Origin of the sequence: Terrilactibacillus tamarindi, from assembly GCF_009718825.1 — a bacterium.
Taxonomy (GTDB): domain Bacteria; phylum Bacillota; class Bacilli; order Bacillales; family Sporolactobacillaceae; genus Terrilactibacillus; species Terrilactibacillus tamarindi.
Genome location: NZ_WNHB01000013.1, coordinates 1 through 12,540 on the forward strand (window position 1 = coordinate 1; position 12,540 = coordinate 12,540).

At 40.1% G+C, this 12,540-nt stretch carries 14 protein-coding genes; 11 read left to right on the forward strand and 3 right to left on the reverse strand.

All coding sequences use genetic code 11. The annotated features are described in order from the left end of the window. The first annotated feature begins 161 nt into the window (after positions 1-161). The 5 genes from GMB86_RS15510 (at position 162) to GMB86_RS09010 (ending at position 3,103) form a co-directional block, all read left to right on the forward strand. Positions 162-305, forward strand: coding sequence for a hypothetical protein (locus tag GMB86_RS15510; RefSeq protein WP_196220174.1), 144 nt, complete (start codon positions 162-164; stop codon positions 303-305). Positions 306-508: 203 nt separating this feature from the next. Continuing rightward, positions 509-1,354 carry a flagellar hook-basal body protein gene (locus GMB86_RS08995; protein ID WP_155218855.1) on the forward strand — a complete coding sequence of 282 codons (846 nt, stop codon included), beginning with the start codon at positions 509-511 and terminating at the stop codon, positions 1,352-1,354. Positions 1,355-1,369: 15 nt separating this feature from the next. Then, positions 1,370-1,720, forward strand: coding sequence for a DNA-directed RNA polymerase subunit beta (locus GMB86_RS09000; protein ID WP_155218857.1), 351 nt, complete (start codon positions 1,370-1,372; stop codon positions 1,718-1,720). 30 nt (positions 1,721-1,750) lie between these two features. Next, positions 1,751-2,188 carry a 3-hydroxyacyl-ACP dehydratase FabZ gene (gene fabZ, locus GMB86_RS09005; RefSeq protein ID WP_155218859.1) on the forward strand — a complete coding sequence of 146 codons (438 nt, stop codon included), beginning with the start codon at positions 1,751-1,753 and terminating at the stop codon, positions 2,186-2,188. A gap of 570 nt (positions 2,189-2,758) precedes the next feature. Beyond that, on the forward strand, positions 2,759-3,103 hold the full coding sequence (locus tag GMB86_RS09010; RefSeq protein WP_196220175.1) for a YolD-like family protein: 345 nt from the start codon (positions 2,759-2,761) through the stop codon (positions 3,101-3,103). A gap of 162 nt (positions 3,104-3,265) precedes the next feature. On the opposite strand, the gene GMB86_RS09015 is transcribed toward GMB86_RS09010, so the two are convergent. The 3 genes from GMB86_RS09015 to GMB86_RS09025 all read right to left on the reverse strand — a co-directional run bounded on the left by GMB86_RS09015 (position 3,266) and on the right by GMB86_RS09025 (position 7,528). Then, positions 3,266-3,796 (reverse strand): hypothetical protein, encoded by a 531-nt coding sequence (locus tag GMB86_RS09015; protein ID WP_230459064.1) that lies wholly within the window; start codon positions 3,794-3,796, stop codon positions 3,266-3,268. 217 nt (positions 3,797-4,013) lie between these two features. Continuing rightward, complete coding sequence (locus tag GMB86_RS09020; protein ID WP_155218865.1) at positions 4,014-5,471, reverse strand: alpha/beta fold hydrolase; 1,458 nt, start codon at positions 5,469-5,471, stop codon at positions 4,014-4,016. A gap of 497 nt (positions 5,472-5,968) precedes the next feature. Next, entirely contained in the window at positions 5,969-7,528 is a 1,560-nt protein-coding gene (locus GMB86_RS09025) for an alpha/beta fold hydrolase (protein ID WP_155218867.1), read from the reverse strand. Between the two features lie 628 nt (positions 7,529-8,156). Here GMB86_RS09025 and GMB86_RS09030 point away from each other — a divergent pair. From GMB86_RS09030 to galU, 6 genes are all read left to right on the forward strand, one after another. Beyond that, entirely contained in the window at positions 8,157-8,423 is a 267-nt protein-coding gene (locus tag GMB86_RS09030; protein WP_141189618.1) for a hypothetical protein, read from the forward strand. Between the two features lie 429 nt (positions 8,424-8,852). Then, complete coding sequence (locus GMB86_RS09035) at positions 8,853-9,098, forward strand: hypothetical protein (RefSeq protein WP_141189617.1); 246 nt, start codon at positions 8,853-8,855, stop codon at positions 9,096-9,098. Between the two features lie 289 nt (positions 9,099-9,387). Then, the gene (locus GMB86_RS09040; RefSeq protein ID WP_141189616.1) at positions 9,388-10,134 is read left to right on the forward strand and encodes a YveK family protein; all 747 of its coding nucleotides are present in this window, start codon (positions 9,388-9,390) and stop codon (positions 10,132-10,134) included. Positions 10,135-10,153: 19 nt separating this feature from the next. Then, positions 10,154-10,834: a CpsD/CapB family tyrosine-protein kinase gene (locus GMB86_RS09045; RefSeq protein ID WP_141189907.1), complete on the forward strand. Its 681-nt coding sequence runs from the start codon at positions 10,154-10,156 to the stop codon at positions 10,832-10,834. Positions 10,835-10,860: 26 nt separating this feature from the next. After that, positions 10,861-11,628, forward strand: a complete 768-nt coding sequence (locus tag GMB86_RS09050; RefSeq protein WP_155218869.1) for a tyrosine-protein phosphatase — start codon at positions 10,861-10,863, stop codon at positions 11,626-11,628. Between the two features lie 27 nt (positions 11,629-11,655). After that, positions 11,656-12,537 (forward strand): UTP--glucose-1-phosphate uridylyltransferase GalU, encoded by an 882-nt coding sequence (gene galU, locus GMB86_RS09055; RefSeq protein ID WP_329602837.1) that lies wholly within the window; start codon positions 11,656-11,658, stop codon positions 12,535-12,537. Positions 12,538-12,540 lie beyond the last annotated feature (3 nt).

The following is a 12,540-nucleotide window of genomic DNA, read 5'->3' on the forward strand; positions in this document are numbered from 1 at the left end:
CTAATCCGCGGTCAAAGTAACTCAAATCTTGTGTGAAGTGGCTCAATTCCGGTTCGAAGTGCCTCAATTCTTATTGAAAGTGGCTCAAATATGGTTAGAAGTGGCTCAATTCCAGTTGGAGCGCCTCAATTCGTATTGGAAGTAGCTCAAATCCGGTTGGAGTGGCTCAATTCGTTCTAGAAGTAGCTCAAATCCGGTTCGAAGTGCCTCAATTCGTATTGGAAGTAGCTCAAATCCAGTTCGAAATGCCTCAATTCGCATTGAAAGTGGCTCAAATCCGGTTGGAGAGGCTCAATTCGTACTAGAAGTAGCTCAATTCCAGTTCAAAGTGCCTCAATTCGTATTGGAAGCAGCTCAATTCAAAGCCGAAGTAGCTTAAACCCAGCCTATAGTAGCTCAATTAAAAGTAAAATTAGTTCGCCCCCCTCTCAGAGCGGTACACTCTAGTTGAGGCGACCCAACACCATTCACATTTACACTAACCCAAACCCAAAGGAGGATAAGAGCGATGCAGCGAAGTATGATTACCAGCAGTGTCACGATGGGGCAAATCCAGAAGCAGTTAGATATGATTGGCAATAATCTAGCTAACGCCAGCACGACAGGGTACAAGAGTAAAAATGCGACATTCACTGAATTACTGGAGCAGCAAATGGATAATATCAACCCCAAAGAAGATAAGGCACCTCGTCTGACACCAGATGGGATTAGATCTGGTACTGGTGCAAAAATTGACGATATAAAAACCAATATGACGCAAGGCGGTATTCAATCAACCGACCGTGATCTAGATCTTGCTCTGACTTCTCCTGATCAAATGTTTGAAATTGGTGTATCTAATGGAACGGGTGGACGCGTCACACAATATACACGCGATGGTGCTTTTTACTTATCTACAAATGATCAGAATCCATCGCAAGTCAATTTTGTGACAAGAAATGGACAAGCTATACTCGATTCAAATGGAAATCCCATTAGTCTTCCGAGCGGATCAAAGTCGATTGAAGTGAGCTCGAATGGGGAAGTGACCGCTATCATGCCAAATGATACACGTCAGACAGTCGGACAAATTGGCATTGTCACGGTCAATCGCCCTGAATTGTTAGAATCCAGAGGGGATAATTTATACGGTTTACCGAACATGCAGGCTCTAGGTCTTACTGCGGCCGATGTGCTAACGCAAACTCCGCTAGCGGATCGGGCTGTAAAATCACATGCTCTTGAAAATTCAAACGTTGATATGACAAAAGAAATGACAGATCTAGTAACTTTAGAGAGGTCGTATCAATTTAACGCACGGGCACTAACGATGAGTGACCAAATGTCTGGTCTTGTAAATAATTTAATCCGTTAAGAGAGGAATAGAATCATGGCAAACAACACTGAACAAAACGATCCTAAGGCATCTCGCATACGGCAAACAGAATCAGGCAACAGTCAGCAAAATCGCCCGGGTGCTGAAAAGAAACCCGCTTCAAGAATAGAACAGAAAAATACAAAAAAAGAAAAAGAAGAATCTGCGAAAGAAGAGACTCAGTCCACGTATCGTCGCCGTATGTTCCCAATTTGGCAACGACTCGTCCTTATTTTATTTTGTGCACTTATCATGTTTATCGTAGGAAACATGATAGGCTATAAAGTGGGCGGCGGACATGCCTTAGATGTATTTAAACCCTCAACTTGGAGCCATATTACTGACTTTTTGAAGGGTTCCAAATAGCTCGTATTTTACATAGAAAGGACTAAAAACATGTTAACTATTGATGAAATAAAAAAACTTCTCCCACACCGTTATCCATTTCTTCTCGTTGACCGAGTACTTGAAGTAGAAGAAGGAAAACGTGCGGTTGGAATAAAAAATGTATCCGTCAACGAACCGTTTTTTAACGGCCATTTCCCAGACTATCCTGTGATGCCAGGCGTCCTCATTTGTGAAGCACTCGCTCAAGTATGTGGCGTCGCCATGCTTTCTAAAGAAGGAGCGAAAGATGACCGCATCGCTCTATATGCAGGAATTGACAAATGCCGTTTCAAACGTCAAGTTCGACCTGGAGACCAATTGAAACTCGAAGTCGAAATCACACGTTTCAAAGGTTCAATTGCAAAAGCCACAGGCACAGCGACAGTCGATGGCGAACTCGCTTGCCAAGCAGAAATGATGTTTGCTTTGGTTGATAATAAAAATTAAACACTTACTGAGACTTTGGGTGAAATCCTGGGGTCTCAGTTTTTTTCTATGGTTGATATCGTAACATTATCTGTTGAACACTATAAAACTCATCGGAACGTCACATAAAAATTTGCGGAAGCCACATATCCTCGAACGAACGCCACATAAAATCTGCGCTCACAACAAATTCCCGAACAACCTAAAAATCTGAGTCAATGACATAAATATATAGTCTACATAAATAATGATCCCAACATTGAACCTGAGTACGGACCATATCCCATTTAACTCATACAGCCCGTTTTATTATCTTACTCCCGAGTATATTCTCTTTTCTAAATATACGCTGTGCCTTCTTTGAGTAACAATATGCTCTTATATATGAATCAGACACCGCAATCACTCTTATGGTACGCTGGCTGATGTTGTTATTTTTATCTATATAAATAAGTTGAATAATATCACCTTTACGCATATTTATTCACGCTCCTATTTATACTATATTATACCGAACATATGTACTTATTTCCAGTATGAATCGAACATGTATTCCTGTATAATATATGGTAAATGAGAGGAGATGATGCTATGAAACCGAATAAATTAACAAAAGGAAGTAATGTCAGATGGGAATCTATGCGAATGTTGCTGCCGGAACATGTTCAGGCACTATTGAAGTACAAAGAAGAGCAAAAGAAGATTGTCAAACCCATCTTAGATGATCAAGAACTCCAAGAAATCGGAAGAACATTAAACGAAGCACTACATAATCACCATCAGATTAGAGTTAAGTATTATAAAGACGGGTTTATCGAATCACTTGATGGATACATCACGAATTTCGATCATGTCATGAAGCGGATCAAAATTGAGAAGGAGCCTGAAATCTGGTGGTTAAAAATTGAAGATGTAACAGGGGTTGAACCTCTGTAAATTGAACTCTGCTCTCTAGCAGAGTTTCTTTATTTATTATAAAAAGAATTGTCTCAAGGTTCCTCATCAATTGTATGTAATGATATACGTAAAAGCAAAGGTTGTGCAATTATGATATGATTAGGGGTGGTGCAAATCCATTTTAAAGCCTGTGAAAATTTCTCATAGAAGAACCTCAATTCCATACCGAAGCTCATTAATTAGACGTCGAAGTGCCTCAATTCCACTTCGAAGTGGCTCAATTCCTCTATGAAGTAGCGCAATTCCTTTTCGAAGTGGCGCAATTCCTTTTCGAAGTGCCTCAATCCCACGCCGAGGCGCCTCAATTCCACGTCGATATGCCACAATCCCAAGCCAAAGTGCCTCAATCTCACGCCAAAGCTCCTCAATTCCGTGGCTATTCCCCAATAAATCTAGAAGAAGCTCAATACCGCAATACAGCTGAAGCTCTTCAATCCCAGCAAGTAGTGCAATCCCCAAGCGAAGTAGTGCAATCCCACCCCCAGGTAGTGCAATCCACAAGTAAAGTGGTGCAATTATGCTTGTAGGTGGTGCAATCCAAAAGCGAAGTGATGCAATCCCACCCCCAAGTAGTGCGATAATCCGAATTCGAAGTAGCACAATACCGCTCCGCCCGGGCGTAATCTTGCCCACAAATAGTCCAATCCCGCTCCGCCCTCGCACAATCCCCAAACCGCTCAATCCCACACCAAAGCGCCTCATCTGCCGCCCCCCACACATCCGGTATTCATTCACACCGAAGCAGCAATTCTCGCCACCCGATGTCCATCGCACAACCTAACAGCACAAATATTCAGCCCACATTACCCCCACGCCTCAACCAGAAGCACTCACCACCCGCCCCACACCCCATCCCTACAAAACAAGAACCCCGTTCAATCCCTGCTCTCTACCTTCCGATATGCTTGAGTTCCTCCTCACAATATCCCGGATAGGGCTCAGCTAGTTTGTATTGCTGCAACAACTGAGTGAGTTCTACTGTCAAGTTTCGTTGTTTGAGTTCGTCAACGAGGAGGAGGAACATGTCGTGTAGTTGGTCTTCGATGTGATCATGAATGCGAGTGGCCCATTCGCCGCGAATATCCTGGCCAAATTTGCGATTGACGTCAAAGTGAATGAAGTACATGTACGGATAGTAACGTCTCATGACGCCAAATTTTGGGTCAAAGAGGTGGTCAAGGGCTTGTTGGTAATTGAGTAAATCACATTCAATATGAGCTTTTAGTGTAATTTGATCTCGTGTGATGATAAGGGCGTCATGCAATGCGGGATCAGGATGCTGCCGGAAGATGTTTTTTAAGTGATTGAGTGTGACGCGTAAATGGTTTTTGGCTTTTTGGTAGTCCAGGTTGCTGAAGAATTCGTCGACGCATTTGTCTCGTGTGACGGAGCCTTTGTTCATAATCAGAAATAAGAGAAAGTCTCTTGCATGCCGTCTGAGCCAATGCCCTTCAACAAGTTGGTTGTTCCATGTTACTCGGTAGTCTTTCATGACTTCCATCCGCAGGGAACCGAGAGATATCACAGCGGTCTTGATCGTTTTTATTTTTCGGGCTGGCACTTTCGTTGTGATATCGTCTAAAAATTGATCGATGAACGAAGCGACGACGTCTGGGCGATCAAGGGCGACTTCGCTTGAGCTGTTCGCAATCATTAAGGCTCTGGCTTTTTTAAAATAGCTGGCATATAAAATAGCCATTTTGGCAGGGAAAATGGGATCGTATTCACCGTGTAAAATAAGAACGGGCTGGGTGACGGATGTCATATCCGTTAATCGTGTTTCCTCTTTGATTAGTAGCGTCGTCGATTGGATGAGAATGTTCAATGGGATTTTGAGCATCGCTTGTAAGACGATATTTAATTTTTCTTCATCAATAGGGTAAATCATCTGCTTAGCTAATTCATAACAATAATCATAGGCACCCGTGACGCCGGTCTGTTCCATATGTTCACCGTGCAATAAACCGGATGGGAATCGAAAGGGGGTGGAAAGCAGCGTGATCGATTGGACGTCATCTTGAAAGGTCGTCGCAAAGTTTAACGCTAAGTTCCCTCCGAAACTGCAACCGATTAAATGTACATCAGCTAAGGAAAGATGGCTTAAAAGCGACCTAAATTCCAATTGTAGTTGTTTAAGATTCAGTGGACGAGAGGAATAGCCGGTTTTCCCATGTCCATAAAAATCATACACAAGAACATTGTATTTAGTTATAAAATAGGGCAAAAGTCGCTTCCAAGATGTCGAATCAAGCCCAAAACTCTGGATTAGGACAACGGTTGGTAGGCGCGAATGGCGTTCGAAGTACTCGTAATATAGTCTATAGTCATTCATCTGAATATAAGACATCGCACGGATCCCCCTTAGTTATTCCTATCATACAATGTAATAAGTCCTAATAAAATAAAAATCATTCCAAAAATATCGACAACAGTCGATGAGAAAAGGAGCAAAATACGACATTTCAAACATTTTTAACAAAAATAACCATTACAAATGACCCATGACGGGCCTAAAGACTTACGTAGGGTCAAAACCATGATGATTGCAAATCTCGTCCCAAACAACTCTTAAGATAAAGAAACTTGTCAATTGCGGGGCCTATAAGACGAGACAGAGGCCTAGTTACACGTATACTGATTGAACGAAACTATCAAGGTCCCTCACTTTTTGGCTATGTAGCCTCTTTTAGAGAAAGCACTTTTCGCGTGTTTTCCCACTTCAACATACTTGTACTTCTTTAAAGTGCAAAAAAAAAATCCCTAACACATAGGTGCTAGGGTATCCTTATGGTAAACAAAGGAAAATAATATGAGAGGAGATAGGGTAATTAAGATTTTCAGAGATTACATTCCCTCTCTTTCTGAATAATAAACACTCTTTTTATCGATTTTTGTATGTAATGTGCCTAATTCCTGTAACGTTTCTTTACAGAAGCCTTCATACGGTTCGATCGGTTCACATTTTCGCAAGAGACGTTTGATTTCATAGATGAAGTGTCGTTTTTTTAGTTCTTCATAGATGGTCATCATGGCTTTAGTAAGACGTCGATCGATTTTATCACTTAAGTTCACAAACCACTCACTTCGGAAAGTTGAGACAAGGTTAAAAGAACCGGCATTCAATAAGTCGATGAATATCACGTAACGCTTCATGAGCGATTTATTTGGATTGAACAGGCTGTCGAGCTGTTTGACATAATCCACAAGATCACATTCGACTGGCAAGAGAAGCTGAACGCCTTCTCGTGTTATGGAAAGTGCTTCGTTCAGTCGCTCGTCTTCTTGCTGTTTGAACAGAGAATGCAGATGGCTCAGCTGAACGCGCAAGGCACTTCGAGCTTTTTCCATCGATTGATGTGGAAAGAACATGGTGATAATCGTCTCACGCGTAGCCACCCCATCATGAAAAGCAAGAAAGACTAAGAGCTCCTTCGCATTCCGGCGATTCCACGTCCCCTCCACAGGGGTGCCCTCCCAGTAAACTTGAAAGGAGCCTTGTGTATGAATCTGAAGGATCGGCTTCTCTGAATTCATGGTCTGGTTACTCCAACTCATCGGTCCCACCAATGAGACATCTTCAAGACATTTTGTAAAAAAATCTTCGTTATAAAAAGGGACCGTCTTTTGTTCAACCTTCTCATCCTCCAAAAAATTCAGGAGAAACTGACTCACAATTTCGGGACGATCCAGCGCAACAAGGGTCGAGCTGTTGGCAACAATGAGGGCCCTGGCGTTTCGCAAATCATTCGCATAAAGAATCGCATGATGTGCGGGATATAAAGGATCATACTCCCCGTGTAAAATGAGTACCGGACAGTCGATGGAAGAGAGATCCGGTTTCATCAGTTGTTGATTGAGTGGGTAGTTAAAACCTCGCTCATTGAGGGAGGACAAAGCTTTTTCCACGATCTTACGTTTCTCGCTTGTACAGGGATAAATGAATTTCCCCGCCAGCTGCCGTGCGTATTCCTTTTGAGTTAAGGTCTTATGAAGGTCCTGCTCTTCTTGTAAGAACAGATTCGGAATAGAAAAGGGAGTGGACAACAAGGTAAGCGATTTCACGATATGGTTAAAAATAGGGTAAAAGCCTAATGCCACATTGCCACCCGTGATGCTGCCAATCAGATGAACCTTCGTTAGCTTAAGATGATTTATCAAGGCACGGAATTCATGGCAGAGATCTTGGAAAAAACAGGCTATTTCCTTTGTGGTGACGACCGAGCGGCCATGTCCTTTGATATCATAGATCAGCGTATTATAGTTTTGCCCAAGTAGAGGCAGGAGAGATTGCCAAATTGACGAGTCAAAACTTAAACCGTGAATGAAGACAAGTGTAGGTCTGCTAGATTCATAGTCATGGTAAGAGTAGTACAGATCATAATCTTTCATTTTAAGATAGGGCATGGTTTTATCCTCATTTCTTCGTATAAAATATCATTTGAACACGCTAGCTTACCTTGTCTAGTGTCCTTACTTATTTATGCTCCGTACTCAAAACTTATTAACGGTTTGACTTTAGAGCAAAACAGTTTTAAATACGACCCCTAACGAACAATCTATTCTAAATATGATCATACATTGAATGCTCTATGCCTGAAATTGTATGGTCCCACATAGTCATACTTCTCTTGCACTATAACCATCAGAATTAACACAAAAAAGGTGTTCTGTCTTTTCTACTAATGTCATACGATTAAATATTAATCTGTAAATTATTAGGACGATATGAATGAAGCTTAAGACCCGTACATACATAAACTCAAAACCACGACCAACGACCGACTAATAAATTTAAAAAAATTTACAATACTAGCGTTTTATCGCAATGGTGTAATGATAGTGTAACGGTCGGTGTGTTATTATTACGTAAATTGTTGAAACTTAATAGAAAATGTGTGAGATATGTCATATCTAATAGTTTGCTTAAATAGCATCCGAAGATTTTGATTATTATGACATCATTTTAGTCTATTCTTTCCATTTTGTAAAATTTTATCACTAATCGAGTCCGTTGTTTTTGGGAGGTGTAAGCATGTCACGATCATCGCCACCGGCGCAGTTTCTATTCTTCTTAAAAAGAGAAAGAGGCGTGCAGGAGTCACTACCACGTCATTATGTCACGCTGGTCAAAGCGCGTTCGATCGAACAAGCCGTCAAGCGTTTTGAAAAGATGTATAGGGCAACATATAGCGGGCTGTTTAAAGTTAATGCCCGTACATACCATGTCTTTTACTCGAAGCGAAAAGGGGATTGTTTGGAAGAGACGATGTACCAAGTGACATTGTATGAAGATGGATAAAAAATAGCAAAAATTGCCGAAATATCTTCCTAGACTCTCATAATGTGGTAAGTTATAATGGAAAATCAATGGAAAGTAATAGGGCTATTTGAACTGTTTAAATAAAAATAAATAGGAAAAAGAGAAGGGTGATGACTTTGTTAGATCATTCTCGCCCCTGTCTCGTCTTAAGAACATGGCCTCCCAGTAGTTGCATGTTTAGAGGGAAAAAAGTAACGACATAATTCTAGAAACCTTACGAATCATCTATGAATCCTTAATCTAAGCTCCTTAAAGTTAAACATGTTAAACGTTTAGCTTTTTGTTTTAACGTTTCATTTCAATAACAAATATTATCAATTTGATAACGACCGACTTACTGGTCCAATTAAAATACGAAAATAAAAAAATAGACAAAGAATGCTATGAGGAGAAAGGGCGGAGCATATCATGACCAAATTTTCATTTTTTATTGAATATGACGGAAGAAAATCACATCTGGCGGAGAATTCGCAGCCAATTGAAACAATCCTTGCAGATGATGTCAAGAAAGCCATTGAACAGTTCGCGAAAAAGAATAAATTGCATGAAGTGGATTACGATGACTTGCAACAAGGTGGTTATCGAGTCTTCTTCAAACAAAGTCGAATGTTTGCAAAAAAAAGGGAACAAATTTACTATATCATTCCAGAATAAACGAGTATATTCTATTTTTTAAGAGACTGTTAAACTCTCACTTTATTAATAAAGCTTTGGAAAAATCTCTTTAAAATTGTTTAAATTTGTATTATACTTTAATGGTTATTTAAGTCTAAAGTTGTAGAAAAATAGAAAATATTGTCTACTTCATAACAGCTTAAGACAACAATTCAAGTTGTTAAATTTTATAAATTTAGAACATAGTAGCCTTATTCATCTACAAATATGCTATAATGACAACATTATGAGATCTAATTCTAAATTATTTGACAAAGTGGAGGCGACTATGGAAGAAACGATAAGTTTGAAAGAGATTTTTGCAACGTTGAAGAAACGTCTACTTCTCATTATTACCATTACCCTATTAGCTACAATTATAAGCGCTATTTTTACTTTTTTCTTTATTACACCGCAATATAGTGCATCAACTCAAATACTAGTTAACCAGCAAAGCTCAAAAGATAGTCTATATAATCAGAATGCTGTGCAAACAAACGTACAGCTCGTCAATACGTATAGCGGCATTGTGAAAAGTCCAATTATCCTAAATCAAGTGATAAAGGATTTGAATTTAGATTATTCAGCAGAAGCTCTTCAAAGTATGATTTCTGTCGAAACAGTCCAAAACGCTCAATATTTTAATGTGACGGTCAAAAACACCGATCCAGCAGAGGCTGTTCAAATTGCTAATAAAACGGCTTCCATCTTTAAAACACAAATTAAGAAAATCATGAAAGTGGATAACGTGACCGTTCTCTCGAAAGCCAATTTAGCAAGTAGTGAAAATCCAGTCAGCCCGAATCCAAAAATGAACATGGCGATTGCCTTTGTTGTTGGATTAATGATTTCTGTCGGTCTTGCTTTCTTGCTAGAGTATCTAGATAATACCGTTAAAACGGAAGATGACCTTGAAAAATTATTGGGTCTTCCTGTCCTTGGTACGATTAGTGAAATATCGGCTGATCAACATCACGTGAAGAAAACATCCCATGCGGCACATACACAGGCAAGGGGGGATCACCTTGAAGCGTAAATTAAGCAAAAGAAAAACTATGACAGAAATGAAGCAGCGCAGTCTCGTTTCCTTTAATAACCCAAAATCCCCGATCGCAGAACAATATCGGACGATACGTTCGAATATTGACTTCTCAACGGTGGATCAAGAATTAAAGACGATCATGGTGACCTCATCAAGTCCAGGTGAAGGGAAATCAACAACAACAGCGAACCTTGCCGTTGTGATGGCCCAGCAAGGGAAGAATGTCCTAGTTGTTGATGCGGATTTACGTAAACCAACGGCTCATTATACATTTAGACTCGCTAATACAACAGGACTTACGACGGTCTTAACGAAGAAAGACACCTTAGAAGAAGCCATTCAAAAGACCGAAGTCGATCATTTATTTGTTCTAACGAGTGGCCCAGTCCCACCGAATCCAGCGGAACTATTAAGTTCAGCTGCTATGAATGCGTTTATGAAATATGCTCTCACGTTATTTGATGTGGTCATTTTTGATACACCGCCCGTGCTTGCGGTAACAGACGCGCAAGTCATGGCGAATCAATGTGATGGGACCGTTCTTGTTGTTCAAAGCGGTACAACAGAGAAGGAAGCGGCTGTAAGTGCAAAAGAATTACTTGTTAAAGCCCAAGCAAAATTGCTAGGTGTGGTTCTAAACCGTAAGAAGCAAACAAAAGGTAGTCACTACTACTATTATTACGGTAATAGTTAATCGATTGTATAGGGGGAGGTGTAGTTATGATAGATATCCACTGTCATCTTATTCCAGGAGTTGATGATGGACCAGAAAATGAAGAAATGGTTCTTTCAATGGGGAGAGAAGCCATGAAGGAAGGGATTACCCATATCGTAGCGACTCCTCATCACCGTAATCGAGCTTGGGATAATCCTAAAGCTTCTGTTGTAAAAAATGTTGAATTAATTAATGAACTCTTCGCAATAGAAAACATCAACGTCATAGTTTTACCTGGACAAGAGCCGAGAATCTTTGGTGAAATGGCCTTGCCTGAATCAGAGGAAGAACTCGTGACCGTTAACGAAACGGGTTCCTATATATTAGTTGAATTTCCGACACAGAATGTCCCGAGATACGCAGAACAATTATTCTTTGACTTGCAAGTCAAGGGAATCACTCCGATTATCGTTCATCCTGAACGTAATCAAGAAATCTTTGATCATCCAGAAGTGCTTTATAACTTAGTCAAAAATGGAGCACTATCTCAAATCACCGCAGCAAGTCTTATTGGTAAGAATGGAAAGAAAGTTAAAAAGTTAACAATGCAAATGGTCGAGCATGGATTAACCCATGTCCTTGCCTCAGACTCCCATAATACAACAAAACGACCATTTTATATGAGGGAAGCTTATCTAGAGCTTGAAAAGAGTTTTGGAGGCGAAACGGTTTACCTGTTTCAGGAAAATGCAGAGCTTATTGTTGATGGGAAAATGGTGAACAGGGAAGAGCCTAATAGAATTAGAGAGAAAAAGTTTTTGGGGATATTTTAAATTAAACTCTTGAGGGGAGATTTTGAAGTGAAAAAAGTAAAAAAAGCGATTATTCCTGCTGCTGGACTCGGTACCCGTTTTTTGCCAGCTACAAAAGCCATGCCGAAAGAAATGCTTCCAATTGTCGATAAACCAACGATTCAATATATTGTTGAAGAAGCAGTTGAAGCCGGTATTGAAGATATTATCATCGTAACTGGAAAAGGAAAGAGAGCCATAGAAGACCACTTTGACAATTCCTTTGAGTTAGAAAATACACTTATTAAAAAAGGAAAACTTGATTTACTAGAAAAAGTACAAAAATCATCTAAGATTGATATCCATTACATAAGACAGAAAGAACCACTAGGTTTAGGTCATGCTGTATGGATAGCACGTAAATTTATTGGGCATGAACCATTTGCGGTATTACTTGGTGATGACATAGTTCAAGCAGATAATCCGTGTATTGGTCAACTAACTGAACAATATGAGAAGACAGGCCGCTCTGTTATTGGAGTTCAAGAGGTTCCTGAGGATCAAACTCATCGTTATGGAATAATTGATCCAACAAGCCAAGATGGCAGATTATATAGTGTTAAACAATTTGTAGAGAAGCCTGAAAAAGATGCACCTTCTAATTTAGCCATTATGGGACGTTATGTATTATCACCTGAAATTTTTGATTTCCTTGAGAAGAAAGAAATAGGGGCAGGCGGGGAAATTCAGCTGACGGACGCTATTCAGAGATTGAATGATCTTCAAGGTGTAGATGCTTATAACTTTGAAGGTGATCGTTATGATGTTGGGGAGAAGGTTGGGTTTGTACTTACACAGGTAGAACTGGCTCTGAAGAATAAGGATATTCAGCGTGATGTGCTTGAAGGGATAAACGAAATACTAGCAAACCATAAGGCTACTTATGTTTAAGAG